The organism is Streptomyces monashensis, assembly GCF_001866665.1.
Lineage (GTDB): Bacteria > Actinomycetota > Actinomycetes > Streptomycetales > Streptomycetaceae > Streptomyces > Streptomyces monashensis.
Map to the genome: position 1 here is coordinate 55,647 of NZ_MLYO01000048.1, position 18,515 is coordinate 74,161.

The window sequence follows — 18,515 nt, forward strand, 5'->3', positions numbered from 1 at the left end:
GGCGTGATCGAGCCAGGTGGGATACTCCAGTACACCGGCGACTTCGGCGCGTTGTCCAAAGCAGTCACCGAGCTGCGCAAATACGCGATCGGAATCCGTAACGCTGGCAAGGACGTCCATTCGCGCTTCCAGGCGACGGCCGCGTTCTACAAGGCTCCGGAGGCGGACCAGCTCTTCTCCTCCACCCAGCCGGTGATGGACACAGCGGACGAGTTCGCCGGCCACATCGAGTCCCTCGCCGATGCCCTGGACACCTTCGTCGGCGAAGCGAAGCCCTACGCGGACCGCTTGAAGCTTCTGAAGGAGAAGGCGATCGCCTTCGTCGACAGCGTTGAGGGCGACGACGGCTGGACCAAGGACCAGCACAAGGTCGACGAGCACAAAGCCCTCATGGACGGCGTGGCGGAAGCCGTCGTGGGCTTTCAGAAGGCGGAGCACGACGCGGCGGTCAAGATCGGTGCCATCAGCCCGGCGCTGTGCCGCCCCGTCGGCGACGAGGGCGGTACGTACGGCATCAGCGTCGACAAGCTCGAATCCATGCCCGACCTGCCGTGGGGCACTCCCGAGGGCCGCACCTACGACCGCTGGAGCCTGGACTGGTGGGGCCACGGCATCAAGAGCTGGGCGTGGGACGGCCTCGTCAAGGACAGCCTCTGGGGCGGCTTCGTCGGCCTGGGCACCTTTGAGGACAACCTCCTGGGCATCAACGGCTCCGACGCGCAGCACCAGACGTGGGACGGCCTCAAACGCACCGTCGTCGGTGCCTACGCCTACGGCATGGACGCGGTCGGCGAGGGCGACCACCTCTCGGACTGGCAGCGGGGCAGCGAGGCATACGCCAAGGAGTTCGGCAAGCAGTTCATCGCCTACGACGAGTGGCACAAGGACCCGGCTCGGGCCCACGCTGTCACCAGCTTCAACCTACTCACCGTGTTGGGGGGTGCCGGCGGGGCGCTCGCCAGGCTGGGCAAGGCAGGCAGATTCGTGGAAGCCGCCAGCACGGTGGCCAAGGTCGGAGGTGCCCTGGATCCGATCTCCGGCGCCGCGAGGGCGGCGAGAGCCCTGTCCGATCTGCCGAAGGTCTCTGAGGTACTGACCAACGTCAGCGAACACCTGCGGCTGCCGAAGACGAGGTTCCCCGACGGCGCCCTGGACGACCTCAGCAACCGCTACAGGGTCGACAAGAACGGCCAGCTCATTCCGATCAACGCCGACGGCACGCCCAACCTTGCCGAGGCCCCGCGCGAGCCTGCCGCCGCCGACCGCGGCGGTGAGGCGCCACTGAGCCACGCGGCCTCGGATTCGTCGCGCGGCGCAACGGATACGTCCGCCCACTCCAACCGATCACACGAGTTGGTCGGAGCCGGTGCCCGGGCAGAACACGCCGCCGGCTCCGCGCACACCAGTGAGCGGACACCGGGGCAGGCAGGCGGATACGCCAGTGGTCACGCTGCATCATCCGAAGGCTCTTCCACCAGAGGTGCCGGTGCAGAACCGGTCAGCCGGCGTGGAGCGGGTAGCGGAGCAGGGGGACATGGCTCCGGAGGAACGGGACCTGGCCCTCACGGCTCGGCATCCGATAACGGCTCCGCCCACCATGACGCTGGCGATGAGCACACTGGCCATGATTCACCCGCTGACGCGGGCAGCCACTCGTCCGATCCACACCATCACAACGCCTCCGGCGCAGAACCGGATTACACACGCCGCGCGCTCCCGCCGGGTACCGCTGACAGAACTCTGCGCGAGATGCGGCGCATGCGTCACAGTCGGGAAAGGTACAAGGGGGCAGAGGACTACGTTCGCAAGATTGCGGGCGGCGCACCTGAGCGGCACTATCGGGTGCCGACGCATGACCACCCTTACCACCCTGTAAAGGCGCCAGGAGGCCGCAATGTCGATGTCCCAGTGGACATGCCTGACGGCCGTACTCTGGCTGTGGAGGTAAAGCATTACCTAGAATGGAGGACGATCAAACTCAAGGGCGGCGGCACCCGTCGGGTGAGGGGCGAAGTCCCGCTGAACGAAGGTATCATTGAGCAAATCAACAAGGACCTCACGCTAAGACGGCTGGACCCAAGGTTCGATCCACGCTGGGTCTTCCTGCATGCACCTCCGTCGCAAGCGCTGAGAAACTACCTCATACATGCTCGCATCATCTTCATCGAGTTCGGGCCGGCCCCCAAGTAACCGCGAAAGCCGCGAAAGGAACGTAGCGTGGTAAACGCAGATGAACCCGACCTCCAGGGCTGGAGCGAGGAGAGGCATCGGAACGCCATCGACATTGCGGATATGCTCGGAGTGCCCCCCGAAATTTACGCGAGTGACCCAACGGGCCTCATCCCCGCCTTGGACGACTACGTGTCCCGCGCTCCGCTGAGTGAATTCGAGGAGTCCGACTGGGTCACTCTGCACTTGGACTTGGCATCCTACGTCGCCGACTTCCTCATCCATAAGTACGGTGCGCGCTGGATCGTCGCGGATGATCCCACTGGGCCGGTTGGATTCCGCTATGTCATCGAGGCAACCGGGCTCGACGGACAGACCCGTCGGGTTGACCCCATCGATGTGGTGGCCAAGGAATTCGCTAACCGTCCCATCGAAATCGTCCGGATGCTGGCCAGTGCAGAGCTCACCTTGAACCTCGCGGCACAGGCCGGCGACGAGGAATGAGTAAGACGCGAATATCAGCAGGGTAGTGAGGGCCCAGCAAATCCCGACCAGGCTTCAATAGCTACCTCTCGACGACGCGGAAGTCCGCGCGGCGTAGCTCGACAGGGGTCTACCCCAAGGACTTGGGAAGTCCCGCCGGGCGCTGAAGGGGTCCGCCTCATTTGTGTAGGGGAAACCGCTGTAACGGTCTGGAACGTCCTGGCCGCACACGCAACAGCTGCTGGTGAGACGGCGTTCGAAGCGGACACCGCATGGCTGCTACGCCTGCAGGTCGCTCACGGCCAAGGGCTCAGTGCGCTCACCGCGCTGTCGTGGGTAGCGCAGAGTCCGCCGCATCCGGAGATCGGCTTGGTCGTCGAGGACGCCCCTCAAGAAGCCCCCTCCCTGGACGCCCTCGAAGAACTCTCGGGCCGGTACTGAGAGCCGTAGTGCCGTCCTCTCTGACAGAAAGCAGCACATGCCCCAGGACGTCATCGCCCTCACCTCGCAGATGCCGGACATCAAGACGCTGCTGGCCGCACTGCACGCCGGCGGCCCGGACCTGCGCGTGAACCGAGCAGCTGGGGGATCCGTGGCCCAGTTGTGCACGGACGACGGAAAGCTCCTGGTCTCCGTGGAGGCCCCCCGCTACCTGCAAGTGCCGGGCGAGACGGAGCGGCTGCTGGGACCTGGCGTTCAGACAGAGGGACCGGTGTGGTGGACTGAGGTGCGGGCGTCCACCGCCATCGCAGAAGCCAGGCTGCTCGCCGGCTCGGTCGCGGGACGGCTGACAACGCTGCTCGGCGGCACCACATGGCCGCCGGAAGCCGCCCACACCGACGTCGTGACCGTCCCGGCCACGGGCGAGGTGACGGTCCCGCCCGCTGACGTGGACGTACTGACCGACGCGGATGTGCTGACCGACAAGAGCGTCATCGTCATCTACGACCGCCCGGTCGTAGCCGCCACGACATGGCTGACCGAGGCGGTGCGAACGGCGGCACAGAGTCGACGGGAGCTGCATCTCGTCACCTCCCCCAAGACCCGGCTGAGCCTGCCCACCCGCACCGTGCTGGAGCGCATGCCCGCACGCTGGGTCGTACGCCACCCCGAGAACGGCTACTACGACGGCCTCTCCGGAGCCGTACTGCGCTGGCACGACGGACGTTTCACCCCCGCTGCCGACAACGGCCTCCAGATCGCGGACGCCTTCCAACCCCCGCCCGGCAAGGGGGGTGAACGGCAGTTGCTGCTGTCCATCCGCACCATCCACCCCGTCCAGGAGCACCTGCTACTCGGTGGCGCTCTGGAGGACGCCTGGCAGACCCTCACCGGACTGCCGCCGGCCGGATGGGCCACCGCCGAGCCCGTCAACGTCCCTTGGTCGCCAAGGCAACTGACCGACCTGGCCCGCAGCCGCGCCCGCCAGGCCCAGCCCACCTGGACTGTCGCCGTAGGCACCGCCGACCGCCCTGCGATCGCCACCTTGCACATCGCACACACGCGAGAAGGCGTAGAGGAGCAGATCACCCTGGCCCTCGGCTATGCCGCCGACGAGAAAGCACCGACCGGGCTGCTGCCCAAGCTCGCCGAGTCCCTCGCGGCCCGGCACAACCTCGCCACAATGATCAGCGAACTGCGTGCGGCGCGCGCCGACCTGACCACTCCGGCCCACTACGAACCGCCGTCGATCCCGGTCTCTCTTACTCTCGGCCCGGACGCCGTGGCCGATCTCGGCATTAGTCATGCCCGCAATGCCCTGCCGGACCGCACCTGCACCGAACTCGGCCCGGCCGGTCGCCCCGCCCTGCACTACCCGCTCGGCGACGGCACCGACCCCGTCGCCTGGCAACGCCTGCGACACATCAACGAACACCTGAAACGTGAAGGCGGGGCTGCTTCCCGACCGTCCTGACGGCCACTGCCCCATCGGCTCCAGCAGCGGTACCTGGATTGGCAGCTCGACGACCCTGCTGGTCAGGGTGTCGAAGCCGTCCGACCGGTCCGGGACGCTATCGAGCGACGCTTACGCAGCCTGCTCGCCGATCTTGGCAATCCGGCGGCGCGTGGTGGCCGTCAGCCGCGCCAGTCAGTCACCAAACAGGCTCTCCTGGACGTACTCGACGACATTCGCCTTCGGGCGGAACAGGCCCAGCAGCATGAAGGTCTTGGGGTGGGCTGCGATGTTGCCGACGAAGAAGTGGACGGCACGGTCAGGAGCGAACATCGACTCGTACCAGCGCTCCCGCAACTTGTCCTGCAGGGCGTGTTCGCCGTACTTGCGCAGGAACTTGCGGTACGACGCGCCGGCCTCCCAGTCCTTCAGCGCCATGTCGTGAGTGGGGCAGTCGGCGTCCGCGCAGCGGAACTTGTAGCGGAATTCCAGAGGTACCCACTCAAGCCGGGCCAGGTCCTGTTCGAAGAGGTCGAGTTGGTCGGCCAGCGCGGCCTTGGACTCAGGCCAGGGCTCTGCCGCCGTCAGCCGGAAGCTGACCTCCGTGGGCCGGAACACGCCGAGTGAGGTCCCGTACTCGTCCTGGTCCCTCTTGATCGCGCACAGGGACGGCGAGACGAGCGGCTCGACGTGCTTGTACCGCTGCTTCCAGTCGCCGTCCGCCGGCACCTCGCCCACGATCTTGAGGGTGTCGAGGTCTGGCCGCAGGCTTTCGGGCCGCGAGTCACGCTTGCCGTGCGGCTCGACGTCGACCTCGATGATCGAGTACTTGGAGAACTGAGCCTCCTCCGCGAGGAGCCGAAACGGCACCGGAAAGAGCCGTACGTGCTGTGGTGCGCCCTGGTCCAGCCGTATGCCTGCCACGCAGCTGGTCTCGCGGTATTTGTTGGACAGCTCCGGATAGGTCTTGACCGTGATCATGATCCGTGCGCGCTGACGATTCCCCGATCCCATGGTTGCCCCCTCCACAGATCTCCCCGATCCGATTGGAGGAGAGGCATGCGCCACTGGCAAGGGCGCATGCAGGGTCGAGGGGTGAAGTCAGGCCAGGGGGATCACGGGCACGGCGGCCCGCTCGCGGACCGTCTCCAGGACGACCTGCCGGTGGCAGCGGCTCTCGTCCTTCTCGAAGCACAGCACCGCGACCCGTGACTGCTGGGCGTGCTCTGCCAGGCGGCCGAGATCGGCCTGCGCCTCCTCTGACCGCAGCACGTCACGGAAGCGGGCCCGGCCCACGTCCAGGCGGCCGTCCCAGAACGGCGCCCGGTTCTCCTTAGGATTCCCCAGGCCACGCAGGTGGGTGTACTCGATGCCGGCCTCGGCGAGTGCCTGCCCTAGGCGGGTCTTGCTGAAGCCTTTCTTGCGGCTGATCGGCGTCAGCCGGACGTCCGCCACCACATCGATACGGCTGTCGAGGAGCGAGGTGACGAAGGAGTCGATGTCCCGCCCTTCGTATCCGGCGGACCACAGGCCGGGGGTGACGTGGGTCTCGCGGAACAGATCATCCAGGGAGACCTCAAGGGCCTCTGCGACCGCGCCGACGGTGAAGAAACCTGGCTGGATCGCTCCCTCGCCCTCCAGGCGGGCCAGGGTCCTGGTGCTGATACAGGCTTCCTTGGCGAGCCGCTCCCGCGACCACCCACGGGCTTCCCGTAGCGCCCGCACTCGCTGGGCGAGCGCGCGAGCGTGGTCGTGAGGACGCGCTGAGTGATGGCCTGCCATGTGTCGTGATCCTAATGGCGGTTGAGGCGGGCGGGCATGGTGTTCCCGGCCAGTCGCCGGGCCGGATTCGCGAACGCGCAGGTCCGAGTGCCCTCAGCTGCCGTACCCAACACAGCCTCACGGGGCACCCTCTGGGAGAAGCCGACCAAGATCTTCTCCCAGGTTTCTCCCAAACGATCTCCAGAAACCCGTCAGGGCCACCTACTAGTGACTAGTAGGTGGCCCTGACCTGGTACTACGGCGTCGGGGTGGCGGGATTTGAACCCACGACCTCTTCGTCCCGAACGAAGCGCGCTGCCAAGCTGCGCTACACCCCGGTGTCACTGCTTCTCGCGGCGACGTCGTTTACTTTAGCCCACCGGTGGCTGTAGACGAAATCCGGTTTAGACGCGGCGGCGGACCGGGGTGGGGCGGGTGTGGTCCAGGGCTGCCAGGAGGACGGCCAGGCCGTAGATCGCGAGGCCCAGGAGGAGGGCGTTGGCCAGGGTGCCGCGGTAGCCGTGGGCGGCGTCGAGGAAGGGGTAGAGGTAGCGGGCGGGGTTCGCGGGGGCGAGGAACAACGCTCGGATCAGATAAAAGGCCAGGTAGGCCAGGGGGTAGAGGAGCCAGGCCGCGGCCTGGCGCAGGTGCAGGCGGGCCGACGGGGTGAGCAGCAGCCAGTCCAGCACGACCGCCGCCGGGGTCACCGTGTGGAGGATCTGGAGGGTCGCCCACTGGCCGTGCCAGCGGGCCGGTGCCGTCGTCGCGCCGGTCATGGAGAACGGGGGCGTCGTGTGGGCCAGGAGCACGTGGTAGACCAGCGCCGTGATCACGGCGTAGAGAAGTGTGGCGCCTGTCACCGCGGACGGCAGCGGGCGGCGGGCCCGCCAGGTCCGTGCCGCCGACAGCAGCATGACCACGGCCAGCAGGATGTTCGTCTGGACGCTGAAGTAGCTCAGGACGCGGGCCGGGCTGCCCAGCAGGAGTTCCAGGGCCACGCCGCCGCCCGCCGCCAGGGCGATCAGGAGGCGGAGGAGCGCGACCACGGGGCGGCGGACCGGGGCCACCACGGCCGCCGCCGGGACCGGGGCGGGCAGCAGCAGGGGCGGGCCGGGGACCGCGGGCAGGTCCGGGATGTCCCTGGGTATCGGTGCGGTCATGCCCTCACGCTAGGAGCGGGGGCGAGGGCGGACCATGCGGGTTGGTCCGGTCGGGTTACCCGGCGGGGCGGAGGAGCCCATGGCCCTGCGGCGGCCTCGCCCGTCCCGGAGGCCCTTCCGCCCCGCCGGCCGTCTACTCCCGCTCGCGTCCCACCAGCGTCAGCAGTGTCGCCTCCGGCGGGCACGCGAAGCGGACCGGGGTGTAGCGGTTGGTGCCGCAGCCCGCAGAGACGTGGAGGTAGGAGGTGTTGCCCTCCGCCGTGTGCGTGGACAGGCCCTTCACGCGGTCCGTGTCGAGGTCGCAGTTGGTGACCAGGGCGCCGTAGAAGGGGATGCAGAGCTGGCCGCCGTGGGTGTGGCCGGCCAGGATCAGCGGGTAGCCGTCCGCCGTGAAGGCGTCCAGCGAGCGCAGGTAGGGCGCGTGGACCACCCCGAAGGAGAAGTCGTACGTCCCCGAGGGTCCGCCGGCGACATGGGCGTAGCGGTCGCGCTTGATGTGCGGGTCGTCCAGGCCCGTCAGCTCGATCGACACGCCCTCGACCTTGAGCACGCCCCGGGTGTTCGTCAGGTTCAGCCAGCCCGCCGAGTCGAAGCCGTCGCGCAGGTCCTCCCACGGGTTGTGGATGGCGCCCACCGCCGGCTTGTTGCCGTTCAGGCCGTGCCGGCCGCTCGTCTTCTCCATCAAGTAGCGGGCGGGATTGCGGAGTTTGGGGCCGTAGTAGTCGTTGGAGCCGAAGACGTACGCGCCCGGGAACTCCATCAGGGGGCCGAGTGCGTCCAGGACCTCGGGGACGCCCTCGGGGTCCGAGAGGTTGTCGCCGGTGTTGATCACGAAGTCCGGGCGCAGGCCCGCCAGCGACTGGAGCCAGCGCTGCTTCTTGCGCTGACCGCCGACCATGTGGATGTCGGAGACCTGGAGCACGCGCAGCGGGCGCATGCCCGGCGGCAGGACCGGCACCGTCACCCGTCGCAGGCGGAAGGAGCGGGCCTCGAAGCCCGCCGCGTACGCCAGACCGGCGGCGCCTGCCGCCATGATTCCCAGGGGTACTCCGTATCGCGCGCGCATACGCCCATCGTGTCAGACCCGCGGAGGGCGGGAAGACGGGCGGGCGGCTAAAACAACGGGCGTTCGCCGCCGCACACCTGCGACAATCGACCTCATGACCACCACGCTCAAGTCGAAGCTCCACGACGACCTCAACGCCGCGATCAAGAAGCGTGACGAGCTGCGCTCCTCGACGCTCCGGCTGACGCTCGCCGCGATCACCAAGGAGGAGGTCGCGGGCAAGGAGAAGCGGGAGCTGTCCGACGACGAGGTCCTCAAGGTGATCACCCGTGAGGCGAAGAAGCGCCGTGAGGCGGCCGACGCCTTCGCGCAGGGTGGTCGTGCCGAGTCGGCGGAGCGGGAGAAGGCGGAGGGCGAGGTCCTCGCCGGATACCTGCCCAAGCAGCTGTCGGACGAGGAGCTGACCGCGATCGTCGCCGCGGCCGTGGCCGAGGCGAAGGCCGGCGGTGCGGAGGGCCCGAAGGCCATGGGCGCCGTCATGAAGATCGCGAACGCGAAGGTGGCCGGCCAGGCCGAGGGCGGCCGCGTCGCCGCCGTGGTCAAGCAGCAGCTGCTCCAGGGCTGAGCCGACCGGCCGGAGCGGGACCGAACGACCGAGCGACCGAGTACGGCGGCGGGGCCGCACCCCTTTCCTTCAGGGTGCGGCCCCGCCGCCGTACGCATGCGCATACCTGCCGGTCACGGCCCGTCTAGGGCCAGACGCCGCCGTTCCCGATTGCGTTGTTCCCGCCGTTGCCCTGGCCCTGGATGAAGCCGCCGGGGAGGGAGAAGGTCGGGGTGGGGGCGGGGCCGCCGGTCGCGGCGCCCGTGGTGCCGCCGTCAGCCGTGCCGCCGTTTGTCAGTCCGCCGATCAGGCCGCCGATCACCCCCGTGTTGCCCCCGTTGGCCCCCCTCGGCCTTTTCCCTGGCCGTCTCCCTTTCCCTTGTTGTCGTCGGGGATGTCGATCAGGTTGAAGTCCGGGGCGGGCTTGCCCGCCAGCGCGCCGGTCATCATGTCGCGCCAGATCGGGCCGGGCACCTGGCCGCCGTAGACCTTGTCGTACGGGACGCCGCCGATGGTGATGTTGGTCATCTGGCGCTTGTGGGCCGGGTCGCCGACCCAGACCGCGCCCGCCATGTTCGGGGTGTAGCCGACGAACCAGGCCGCGTAGCGCTGGTCCGTCGTACCCGTCTTGCCCGCGCTCGGGCGGTCGCCGAGGCCGGCCTCCTGGCCGGTGCCGTCCTCGACCACGCCCTTGAGGAGCGTGCTGACCGTGTCCGCGGTCTTCTGGGACATCGCGCGCGAGCAGGACGTCTTCGGCACCGGCAGCGACTTCTCCGCGCTGCCGACCTTCTGGGTGATCGACATGATCGCGACGGGGGTGCAGTACGTCCCGCGCGAGGCGAAGGTGGCGTACGCGCTCGCCATCGTCAGCGGGGACATCTCCTGGGTGCCGAGCGCGATGGACGGAGCCTGGTCGATCCTGCGGCCGTCGGCGCGGGCCACACCCATCTTCTGCGCCATCTGTGTCACCGGGCAGATGCCGATGTCGCTTATCAGCTGCACGTAGTAGGTGTTGACCGACTTGGCGGTCGCCTCCTTCATGCCCATCGGGCCGTGCTCGGACTTGTTCTCGTTCGTGAGCTTGGCCGGGTTGTTCGGGTCGTTGCGCCAGACCTTGCCGTCGCACGCCTGCACGGGGCTCGGGTAGGGCATCTCGTACGGCGACGCGTACTGCTGCGTCGGGGGCTTGCCGCCCTCGATCGCCGCCGCCGCGACGATCGGCTTGAACGTCGAACCGGGCTGGTAGCCGGCGCCGCCGCCCATGTTCTCGTTCACGGACAGGTTGATCTGCGTCTCGTTCCTGCCGAAGCCGTACGGGCGGGACTGGCCCATCGCCAGGATCTTGCCGGTCCCGGGCTCGACGATGGTGGCGGCCGTGGCCACCGGGTCGGTCTGGTAGACGTGGTTCTTGACGGACGCCTGCACGGAGTCCTGGGCCTGCGGATCGAGCGTCGTACGGATCGTCAGACCGCCCTGGTTCCAGAGCTTCGCCCGGGCTTCCTTGGTCTTGCCGAAGGCCGGGTCGGTCAGGACGACGTCGCGCACGTAGTCGCAGAAGAAGCCGGCGCCGCGGACCGCGGTGATGCAGCCGTTCTTCGGCTGGCTCGGGTGCAGCCCGAGCGGCTCCTCCTTGGCCTGGTCGGCCTCCTTCTGGGAGATGTCGCCGACCTCGGCCATGCGCTGCAGGACGGTGTTGCGGCGCTTGGTGGCCTCCGCCTCGTCGTTGCCCGGGTCGTAGCGGCTCGGGGACTGCACGATGCCCGCGAGCAGCGCCGACTCCTGCAGGTTCAGGTCCTTGGCGTGCTTGGAGAAGTACCGCTCGGAGGCGGCTTCGACGCCGTAGGCCTGCTCGCCGAAGAAGGTGATGTTCAGGTAGTTCTCGAGGATCTTCTTCTTGCCGAGCTGGTCCTCGATCTGGATCGCGTACTTCAGCTCGCGGATCTTGCGGCCGATGGTCTGCTGGGTGGCCTCGGCGACCTTCGTCGGGTCGTCGCCGGCCTCCTCGATGAAGTAGTTCTTCACCAGCTGCTGGGTGAGCGTGGAGGCGCCCTGGGCGACGCCGCCGCTCTGCGCGTTCTTGTTCAGCGCGCGCAGCACGCCCTTCAGGTCGATCGCTCCGTGCTGGTAGAAGCGCGAGTCCTCGATCGCGACGATCGCCTTCTGCATGTACGGCGAGATGTCCTTGAGGTCGACCACCGTGCGGTCGCGGGAGTAGACCGACGCGATCTGGTTCCCCCGGTTGTCCAGGATCGTCGTGCGCTGGCTCAGCTGGGGGCTCTTGAGGTTGGCCGGGATCTCGTCGAAGCTCTGGACCGACCCCTTGGCCACGAGGCCGAGCGCGCCGGCCGCGGGCAGTGCGATGCCCGCCATCACTGCTCCGGCGAGCACACTGACACCGAGGAACTTGGCGGCCTGCTGCGTTGGCGACAGACCACCACCCGAGCGCTTCTTTGGCATGAGGGCAGCCTAATCCGTACTTCTGAGCGTTCCGATGGAGCGCCCGCGTCACGGCACGGCAAAGCGAGACGTCTACCTTCTCAATCGCCGGACACACGCGCAGGCCTTGGCCTAAGCTGCTCTCAACTGTCACAGCAGTGCGGTCACGTATCAATACGTCCGGCGACCCCGAAACGTTCCGGTCGTATCCCGGTTTTTCCCTGGGGCGTGTCCGGTTCTCTGAGGGGCACGTGTCCGAATCCGCCTCGTGTGTCATCCGGTGCCCGATGTAGCGCACCGCAGCTGTCCCGGTTTGCCGGGATGGTCGCGTATGTCGCCAGCTCACTCCCGCGGGTGATCTGCCGCTTACCCATAGTCCGTTCGGGCCATTCAAGATTGGGCCCGAAGGGGGTGTTGCGCTGTCCCCACCTTCCGTAACGTCCTCAACTGGCGGCGGTGAATATGCCGCTGCCGCCGTGGGGGAGCCTCGATTCGGGAGAGGACGGCGCCGGTATGGGCTGGGTAACCGACTGGAGTGCGCAGGCTGCCTGCCGCACTACCGATCCGGATGAACTGTTCGTTCAAGGAGCTGCGCAGAACAGGGCCAAGGCGGTGTGCACCGGATGTCCGGTACGCACCGAGTGCCTGGCCGATGCGCTGGACAACCGCGTCGAATTCGGCGTGTGGGGAGGCATGACGGAGCGGGAACGCCGCGCACTGCTGCGCCGGCGGCCCACGGTGACTTCGTGGCGCAGGCTGCTGGAGACCGCCCGCTCGGAGTACGAGCGCGGCACCGGAATCGTGCCCCTCGACAGCGACGAGGTGTACGAGCACTACGCGGCCGTCAGCTGACGGCATGCCCCTCCGGCACACGCCCGGAGGAACACCGTCAGACCGCGGCGACGGCCATGGCCACTGCCAGGGGGCTGTAGGGCCGGAGAGCTACAGGGCTACGGGGCCAGAGGGTTTTTACGAGGCATAGGGCCGGCAAGCGCCGATCGGGCCCGGACCTGGGGACGCCACGATCGGCCTGCGGCCCGCCTCGCCTCGCCGCGAGAGGCGCCTCGCGTTGGCTGATGTGCGGTCCCTCGTGCCCGCGGGCACGGCCCGCGATGCCGCCGGGGTGTTCTGCGTTCGCGCCGCATCATCCGTATGTACTCGTTTGTCCGCGTGTGTACGGCCCCTTGTCGTGTGCTTCCTCACCGCTCACCCTCGGTGCCCCGCGCGCCCGCGGCCAGCCGCGTGCCGATGTCGCGCAGGCCCGTGAGGTCGTGGACGTCGCCGGGCAGCGCGGGTACCTCGACGACCGCCACCTCGGGGTGGCGGGCGGTGAAACGGCCACGCGTGCGCCGCTCGCGCGCGAGCAGCTGCATGCGATCGGCGTGCAGTCTCAGCAGACCCACGGTGAGCCGGTCGACGGGGCGCTCCGCGTCGGCGGGGGAGCCTTCTTCGGAAGCAGGGGTGCCGCTCGCGGCCTCGGCTGCGGGAGATGATGCGGGAGATTGTGAACTGCCGTACGTGTCGGGAGAGTTACGAAGTCCAGCTTTCCCGCCGCCCTGATCGACAATGCGGGGGTCCTCAAGATTTTCCGCGGCGGCGAGCGCCCGCTCGGCCGACAGCCCGTCGGCCCCGCTCGCGTGCACGCGATTGAGCACCAGGCCGACCAGCGGCATCCGCTCCGCGTCCAGCCGCTCCACGAAGTACGCCGCCTCGCGCAGCGCGTCCCGCTCCGGCGCCGCGACCACCAGGAACGCCGTACCGGGCGCCTGCAGCAGCTTGTACGTGGCGTCCGCGCGCGTGCGGAAGCCGCCGAAGGTGGTGTCCATCGCGGCCACGAACGTCTGGACGTCCTTCAGCAGTTGACCGCCCAGCAGCTTGCCCAGCGTGCCGGTCATCATCGACATGCCGACGTTGAGGAAGGCCATGCCCGCGCGGCCGCCCAGCTTGGCTGGGGCCGTCAGCAGGCGGATGAGGCGGCCGTCCAGGAAGGAGCCCAGCCGCTTGGGCGCGTCCAGGAAGTCCAGCGCGGAGCGGGACGGCGGGGTGTCGACCACGATCAGGTCCCACTCGTCCTTCGCGCGCAGCTGCCCCAGCTTCTCCATCGCCATGTACTCCTGCGTGCCCGCGAAGCCCGCCGAGAGCGACTGGTAGAAGGGGTTGGCCAGGATCGCGGCCGCCCGCTCGGAGTCCGCGTGCGCCTCCACGACCTCGTCGAAGGTGCGCTTCATGTCGAGCATCATGGCGTGCAGCTCGCCGTCGCCCTCGGTGCCCTTGACCCGGCGCGGGACGTTGTCGAGGGAGTCGATGCCCATCGACTGGGCCAGCCGGCGGGCCGGGTCGATGGTCAGCACGACGACCTTGCGGCCCCGCTCCGCGGCCCGGAGGCCGAGCGCCGCCGCGGTCGTCGTCTTGCCGACGCCGCCCGAGCCGCAGCACACCACGATCCGGGTCTTCGGATCGTCCAGCAACGGGTCGACGTCCAGCACGCGCGCGGGGGCGAGACCGCGCGCCCGCTCGGGCCCCTCGGCGGTCTCGGACGCCTCGGGAGCCGTCTCGGGGGCCTCGGCCGGGTCCGGACTCATGACAACCCCTGCTTCCGCAGCTCGGTGGCGAGTTCGTACAGCCCCGCCAGGTCCACGCCCTCGGGCAGCAGCGGCAGTTCGCCCAGCGGCAGGTCCAGCTCGCCGAGGACCGCGCGCTGCTCCTGCTCCAGCGCGTACCGCTCGGCGTACTCCGATGCCTGCCGCAGCAGCGGGTCCACCAGCTTCTCCGCGTGACCGCCGCGCCGGGCCCCGCCGAGCCCCGCGGCCGAGAGGGCCTGTGCGACCGAAGAACGTCCCACGGTCCGTACGAGTTCCAGGTCGGCCGCGTCCAGCACCTGGGGCCGGACCATGTTCACGATGACGCGGCCCACCGGGAGCCGGGCCGCGCGGAGTTCGGCGATGCCGTCGGCGGTCTCCTGGACCGGCATCTCCTCCAGCAGCGTCACCAGGTGCACGGCCGTCTCCGGGGACTTGAGCACCCGCATCACGGCCTGCGCCTGATTGTGTATCGGGCCGATCTTCGCGAGGCCCGCCACCTCGTCGTTGACGTTCAGGAAGCGGGTGACACGGCCCGTCGGCGGGGCGTCCATGACGACGTAGTCGTACGCGAACTTCCCGCTCTTGTCCTTGCGGCGCACCGCCTCGCACGCCTTGCCGGTCAGCAGGACGTCCCTGATGCCCGGCGCGACGGTGGTGGCGAAGTCGATGGCGCCGAGCTTCTTCAGGGCCCGGCCGGCTCCACCCAGCTTGTAGAACATCTGGAGGTAGTCCAGCAGGGCCAGTTCCGGATCGATCGCGAGCGCGTACACCTCCCCGCCGCCCGGAGCGACCGCGATCTTCCGCTCCTCGTACGGCAACGCCTCCGTCTCGAAGAGCTGGGCGATGCCCTGCCGGCCCTCGACCTCCACGAGAAGCGTCCGCTTCCCCTCGGTCGCGAGGGCCAGCGCGAGTGCGGCGGCGACCGTCGTCTTTCCGGTCCCGCCCTTGCCGCTGACGACCTGGAGCCTGCTCACGCCTTCGAGACTAACCAGTCCGGCCGACACTCACGCGGGAGGCTGTGGATAACGCAGGTCACAGCCCCTCCCGGCACAGCGGCTACAGTCGGCCCATGACCAAGTGGGAATACGCAACCGTGCCGCTGCTCGTCCATGCCACGAAGCAGATTCTGGACACCTGGGGCCAGGACGGCTGGGAACTCGTCCAGGTCGTGCCCGGGCCCAACCCCGAGCAGCTCGTGGCCTACCTGAAGCGGGAGAAGCAGGCATGAGCGCGGTCGAGGCCAAGCTGGCCGCACTGGGCCTGACCCTGCCGGACGTCGTACCGCCGCTGGCCGCGTACCAGCCGGCCGTGCAGACCGGTGTGTACGTGTACACCGCGGGCCAGCTGCCGCTGGTCGAGGGCAAGCTGCCGGTCACCGGCAAGGTGGGCGCCGAGGTGACGGCGGAGGAGGCCAAGGACCTCGCCCGCGTGTGCGCGCTGAACGCGCTGGCCGCCGTGAAGTCCGTCGCCGGTGACCTCGACCGCATCGCGCGCGTGGTGAAGGTCGTCGGGTTCGTCGCCTCCGCGTCCGACTTCACCGGGCAGCCCGGTGTCGTCAACGGCGCCAGCGAACTGCTCGGCGAGGTGCTCGGCGAGAAGGGCGTGCACGCGCGCAGCGCGGTCGGCGTCGCGGTGCTGCCGCTGGACGCGCCGGTCGAGGTCGAGATCCAGGTCGAGCTGGTTCCGTAGGCCCGCTGACCTCGGGTACCTCTCGAACATTCGCACTGCACGGGATAGCCTCCGGCCATGGCGAACGGTCAGTGGTACCCCCCGGAGTGGCCGGACCGCATCCGCGCGCTCGCGGACGGCACCCTCACCCCGGTGTCCCCCCGGCGCGCGGCCACGGTGCTGCTCCTGAGAGACACCGGGGCCGGTCCGGTCGTCCACATGCTGCGCAGACGCGCCTCCATGGCCTTCGCCGGAGGCGCGTACGCGTACCCCGGGGGCGGTGTCGACCCGCGCGACGACGACCGTCAGGTGCGCTGGGCCGGTCCCACGCGCGCGTGGTGGGCGCAGCGGCTCGGCGTCGACGAGGCGGGCGCCCAGGCGATCGTCTGCGCGGCCGTGCGCGAGACCTACGAGGAGGCGGGCGTCCTGCTCGCGGGGCCCGGCGCGGACTCGGTCGTCGGCGACACCACCGGGGAGGACTGGGAGGCGGACCGGGCCGCGCTGGTCGCGCGCGAGATGTCCTTCGCCGAGTTCCTCGACCGGCGCTCCCTGGTGCTGCGCTCGGACCTGCTGGGCGCCTGGACCCGCTGGATCACCCCGGAGTTCGAGTCCCGCCGCTACGACACCTGGTTCTTCGTGGCCGTCCTCCCGCAGGGGCAGCGCACCCGGAACGCCTCCACGGAGGCCGACCGCACGGTGTGGATCCGGCCCGAGGAGGCCGCCGCCGGCTACGACAAGGGCGAGCTGCTGATGATGCCGCCCACCATCGCCACCCTGCGGCAGCTGCTTGCGTACGGCACCGCCGCCGAGGCGCTGGACGCCGCCCCCGCGCGCGACATGATGCCGGTGATGGCCACCGCGCGTCTGCTGGACGGCGAGATCGTCCTGTCCTGGCCGGGGCACGAGGAGTTCACCAAGCACGTCCCGACGACCCCCGGTCCGACCGGAGGAGGCCCCGCATGACCGACGCCGGCACGCTGCCGGGCCAGCCCCGGGGCGCGGTGCTCTCCGGCCCCGCCACCGAACGGGCCGTCAACGTCCTCGCGCCCAACGCCTCGGCGATGACCCTGGACGGCACCAACACCTGGATCGTCGCCGAGCCCGGCTCCGACCTGGCCGTGGTGATCGACCCGGGCCCGCTGGACGACGGCCATCTGCGTGCGGTGGTCGACACCGCCGAGCAGGCCGGCCGGCGCATAGCCCTGACCCTGCTCACGCACGGCCACCCGGACCACGCCGAGGGCGCCGCCCGGTTCGCGGAACTGACCGGCACGCGCGTGCGTGCCCTCGACCCGGCGCTGCGCCTCGGCGACGAGGGCCTGGGCGCCGGGGACGTGATCACCGTCGGCGGCCTGGAGCTGCGGGTCGTCCCGACCCCCGGGCACACCGCGGACTCGCTGAGCTTCCATCTCCCGGCCGACCGGGCGGTGCTGACCGGCGACACCATCCTGGGGCGCGGTACGACCGTCGTGGCGCACCCCGACGGCCGCCTGGGCGACTATCTGGACTCCCTGCGGCGGCTGCGCTCCCTGACGGTGGACGACGGCGTCCACACGGTCCTGCCGGGCCACGGGCCGGTCTTGGAGGACGCCCAGGGCGCCGTCGAGTTCTACCTCGCCCACCGCGCCCACCGGCTCGCCCAGGTGGAGACGGCGGTCGAGGACGGCCACCGCACCCCCGCCGAGGTCGTCGCCCACGTCTACGCCGACGTGGACCGCTCCCTGTGGCCGGCTGCGGAACTGTCGGTACGGGCCCAGCTGGACTACCTGACCGAACACGGCCTGATCTAGCCCCGGCTCCCGGCCCCCGGCCCCGGCCAGTCGGGGCGAGGTGTCTTGACGCCGTGCACGCGCGTGTACTCGGCGGCGAGCCAGGGGCCGAGGTCGTCCGTGTACGTGCGCAGCACCGCGGGGTCGCCGACGGGTTCGTAGCCGTACCCCGCCGCCGTGCGCAGTTGTGCGGCGCGCTGCGGGTAGTAGCCCCCGAACGCGTCGGCCATCTCGCGCAGGTCGCTGGTCCAGCCGTTCCAGCGGGGCATGACGAGGGTGAAGGCGGTGCGCACGAGGTGGCGGGACATGAAGCGCACCAGGGGGCGCCGGGCCGCCTCGCTGTCCTCGGCGCCCGCGATCCGCTCCCGCCAGCGGGGCAGCCACCGGGCCAGGTCGCCGTTGGTCTCGCGGGCGAGCAGGGAGTCGGGCCGGTAGCGCGGCAGGTACTCGGCGAGGTCGTCGCCGAGCAGCGGGGTGCACAGGCAGGCCACGAACCAGCCCAGGTCGTACCGCTCCGGCTCGCTCAGCAGCCGGTCCCGGCCGTACAGCAGCGTGCCGACGCCGTCGATCTGCGGGAACTCCTTGTCGACGGCCTCGCCGAGCGCCCGTACGGCCGCCCGGTCGGCCTCGCCGGGCTCCTCCCGCAGGGCGACGAACAGGTCCAGGTCGCTGCGTCCCACGCGCGCGGTGCCGCGCGGGACCGACCCGTAGAGGTACGCGCTGTGCAGGCGTGTGCCGAAGAGGTCCAGCACCCGGTCGCGCGCGTCGGCCACGACCGGCCGGAAGGCGCCGGGCACGCGCGCGAGGGAGCCTTCGCGCGCGATGAAGCCCAGGTCGTCGAGGCCGGGACGCAGGGCGTCGAGACGGGGACGGCGCATCGTTTCAGCCATGCGGCCACTGTCGCGCGCGTCCCTGTCCGGAGCAGCTGATTTTCGGGAACCGGACGGTGAACACCGCCTGTCCGGCGCCCGAAACCCACGGGA

At 69.7% G+C, this 18,515-nt stretch carries 16 protein-coding genes, 1 tRNA gene and 2 pseudogenes; 10 read left to right on the forward strand and 9 right to left on the reverse strand.

Going from position 1 to position 18,515, the window contains the following annotated elements; genetic code table 11:
- The first annotated feature begins 3 nt into the window (after positions 1-3).
- The 4 genes and pseudogenes from BIV23_RS27095 to BIV23_RS52225 all read left to right on the forward strand — a co-directional run.
- The gene (locus tag BIV23_RS27095; protein WP_071383592.1) at positions 4-2,190 is read left to right on the forward strand and encodes a hypothetical protein; all 2,187 of its coding nucleotides are present in this window, start codon (positions 4-6) and stop codon (positions 2,188-2,190) included.
- 27 nt (positions 2,191-2,217) lie between these two features.
- Positions 2,218-2,673 (forward strand): hypothetical protein, encoded by a 456-nt coding sequence (locus BIV23_RS27100; protein WP_071383593.1) that lies wholly within the window; start codon positions 2,218-2,220, stop codon positions 2,671-2,673.
- Positions 2,674-3,130: 457 nt separating this feature from the next.
- Positions 3,131-4,567, forward strand: a complete 1,437-nt coding sequence (locus BIV23_RS27110) for a DUF6177 family protein (protein WP_071383595.1) — start codon at positions 3,131-3,133, stop codon at positions 4,565-4,567.
- Positions 4,568-4,591: 24 nt separating this feature from the next.
- Positions 4,592-4,705 (forward strand): annotated as a pseudogene (locus BIV23_RS52225) (phosphotyrosine protein phosphatase); the annotation flags it as partial.
- Positions 4,706-4,741: 36 nt separating this feature from the next.
- Here the strand turns inward: BIV23_RS52225 and BIV23_RS27115 are convergent.
- From BIV23_RS27115 to BIV23_RS27135, 5 genes are all read right to left on the reverse strand, one after another.
- The gene (locus BIV23_RS27115) at positions 4,742-5,527 is read right to left on the reverse strand and encodes a hypothetical protein (protein WP_071383596.1); all 786 of its coding nucleotides are present in this window, start codon (positions 5,525-5,527) and stop codon (positions 4,742-4,744) included.
- 120 nt (positions 5,528-5,647) lie between these two features.
- On the reverse strand, positions 5,648-6,328 hold the full coding sequence (locus BIV23_RS27120; RefSeq protein WP_071383597.1) for a DUF488 family protein, N3 subclade: 681 nt from the start codon (positions 6,326-6,328) through the stop codon (positions 5,648-5,650).
- A gap of 243 nt (positions 6,329-6,571) precedes the next feature.
- Positions 6,572-6,645 (reverse strand) — tRNA-Pro (locus tag BIV23_RS27125).
- A 66-nt stretch (positions 6,646-6,711) separates the two neighbouring features.
- The gene (locus BIV23_RS27130) at positions 6,712-7,467 is read right to left on the reverse strand and encodes a Pr6Pr family membrane protein (RefSeq protein WP_071383598.1); all 756 of its coding nucleotides are present in this window, start codon (positions 7,465-7,467) and stop codon (positions 6,712-6,714) included.
- 133 nt (positions 7,468-7,600) lie between these two features.
- A complete protein-coding gene (locus BIV23_RS27135) occupies positions 7,601-8,533 on the reverse strand; it encodes a metallophosphoesterase (protein WP_071383599.1) in 933 nt (310 codons plus the stop codon).
- A 94-nt stretch (positions 8,534-8,627) separates the two neighbouring features.
- Between BIV23_RS27135 and BIV23_RS27140 the strand changes: the two genes are divergently transcribed.
- Positions 8,628-9,098: a GatB/YqeY domain-containing protein gene (locus BIV23_RS27140; protein WP_071383600.1), complete on the forward strand. Its 471-nt coding sequence runs from the start codon at positions 8,628-8,630 to the stop codon at positions 9,096-9,098.
- A 124-nt stretch (positions 9,099-9,222) separates the two neighbouring features.
- On the opposite strand, the pseudogene BIV23_RS27145 reads toward BIV23_RS27140, so the two are convergent.
- Positions 9,223-11,534, reverse strand: a pseudogene (locus BIV23_RS27145) (transglycosylase domain-containing protein).
- 492 nt (positions 11,535-12,026) lie between these two features.
- Between BIV23_RS27145 and wblA the strand changes: the two are divergent.
- Positions 12,027-12,365: a transcriptional regulator WblA gene (wblA, locus tag BIV23_RS27150; protein WP_067046754.1), complete on the forward strand. Its 339-nt coding sequence runs from the start codon at positions 12,027-12,029 to the stop codon at positions 12,363-12,365.
- 347 nt (positions 12,366-12,712) lie between these two features.
- On the opposite strand, the gene bagB is transcribed toward wblA, so the two are convergent.
- Positions 12,713-14,095 carry an ATPase BagB gene (bagB, locus tag BIV23_RS27155; protein ID WP_071383601.1) on the reverse strand — a complete coding sequence of 461 codons (1,383 nt, stop codon included), beginning with the start codon at positions 14,093-14,095 and terminating at the stop codon, positions 12,713-12,715.
- The gene (gene bagA, locus BIV23_RS27160) at positions 14,092-15,069 is read right to left on the reverse strand and encodes an ATPase BagA (protein ID WP_071383602.1); all 978 of its coding nucleotides are present in this window, start codon (positions 15,067-15,069) and stop codon (positions 14,092-14,094) included. The genes bagB and bagA overlap by 4 nt, the downstream gene beginning before the upstream one ends.
- Positions 15,070-15,164: 95 nt before the next feature.
- Here bagA and sp36 point away from each other — a divergent pair, with 95 nt between their 5' ends.
- Genes sp36 through BIV23_RS27175 form a run of 4 tightly spaced genes read left to right on the forward strand, consistent with a single transcriptional unit; the run spans position 15,165 to position 17,553 of the window.
- On the forward strand, positions 15,165-15,323 hold the full coding sequence (gene sp36, locus BIV23_RS48930; protein ID WP_107471272.1) for a Sp36 family protein: 159 nt from the start codon (positions 15,165-15,167) through the stop codon (positions 15,321-15,323).
- On the forward strand, positions 15,320-15,784 hold the full coding sequence (locus tag BIV23_RS27165; protein ID WP_071383603.1) for a RidA family protein: 465 nt from the start codon (positions 15,320-15,322) through the stop codon (positions 15,782-15,784). Before sp36 ends, BIV23_RS27165 begins: the two co-directional genes overlap by 4 nt.
- 57 nt (positions 15,785-15,841) lie before the next feature.
- Positions 15,842-16,726: an NUDIX hydrolase gene (locus tag BIV23_RS27170; protein WP_071383604.1), complete on the forward strand. Its 885-nt coding sequence runs from the start codon at positions 15,842-15,844 to the stop codon at positions 16,724-16,726.
- Positions 16,723-17,553, forward strand: coding sequence for an MBL fold metallo-hydrolase (locus BIV23_RS27175; RefSeq protein WP_071383605.1), 831 nt, complete (start codon positions 16,723-16,725; stop codon positions 17,551-17,553). The genes BIV23_RS27170 and BIV23_RS27175 overlap by 4 nt, the downstream gene beginning before the upstream one ends.
- Here BIV23_RS27175 and BIV23_RS27180 read toward each other — a convergent pair.
- Positions 17,550-18,422 (reverse strand): nucleotidyltransferase domain-containing protein, encoded by an 873-nt coding sequence (locus BIV23_RS27180; RefSeq protein WP_177240045.1) that lies wholly within the window; start codon positions 18,420-18,422, stop codon positions 17,550-17,552. The two genes, BIV23_RS27175 and BIV23_RS27180, sit on opposite strands and share 4 nt — an antisense overlap.
- Positions 18,423-18,515 lie beyond the last annotated feature (93 nt).

Coding starts and splice junctions, on each gene's coding strand:
- BIV23_RS27110 (WP_071383595.1), top strand. CDS start 3,131: ATGCCCCAGGACGTCATCGCCCTCACCTCGCAGATGCCGGACATCAAG.
- BIV23_RS27115 (WP_071383596.1), bottom strand. CDS start 5,527: ATGATCACGGTCAAGACCTATCCGGAGCTGTCCAACAAATACCGCGAG.
- BIV23_RS27120 (WP_071383597.1), bottom strand. CDS start 6,328: ATGGCAGGCCATCACTCAGCGCGTCCTCACGACCACGCTCGCGCGCTC.
- BIV23_RS27130 (WP_071383598.1), bottom strand. CDS start 7,467: ATGACCGCACCGATACCCAGGGACATCCCGGACCTGCCCGCGGTCCCC.
- BIV23_RS27135 (WP_071383599.1), bottom strand. CDS start 8,533: ATGCGCGCGCGATACGGAGTACCCCTGGGAATCATGGCGGCAGGCGCC.
- BIV23_RS27140 (WP_071383600.1), top strand. CDS start 8,628: ATGACCACCACGCTCAAGTCGAAGCTCCACGACGACCTCAACGCCGCG.
- wblA (WP_067046754.1), top strand. CDS start 12,027: ATGGGCTGGGTAACCGACTGGAGTGCGCAGGCTGCCTGCCGCACTACC.
- bagB (WP_071383601.1), bottom strand. CDS start 14,095: ATGAGTCCGGACCCGGCCGAGGCCCCCGAGACGGCTCCCGAGGCGTCC.
- sp36 (WP_107471272.1), top strand. CDS start 15,165: ATGACCAAGTGGGAATACGCAACCGTGCCGCTGCTCGTCCATGCCACG.
- BIV23_RS27165 (WP_071383603.1), top strand. CDS start 15,320: ATGAGCGCGGTCGAGGCCAAGCTGGCCGCACTGGGCCTGACCCTGCCG.
- BIV23_RS27170 (WP_071383604.1), top strand. CDS start 15,842: ATGGCGAACGGTCAGTGGTACCCCCCGGAGTGGCCGGACCGCATCCGC.
- BIV23_RS27175 (WP_071383605.1), top strand. CDS start 16,723: ATGACCGACGCCGGCACGCTGCCGGGCCAGCCCCGGGGCGCGGTGCTC.
- BIV23_RS27180 (WP_177240045.1), bottom strand. CDS start 18,422: ATGGCTGAAACGATGCGCCGTCCCCGTCTCGACGCCCTGCGTCCCGGC.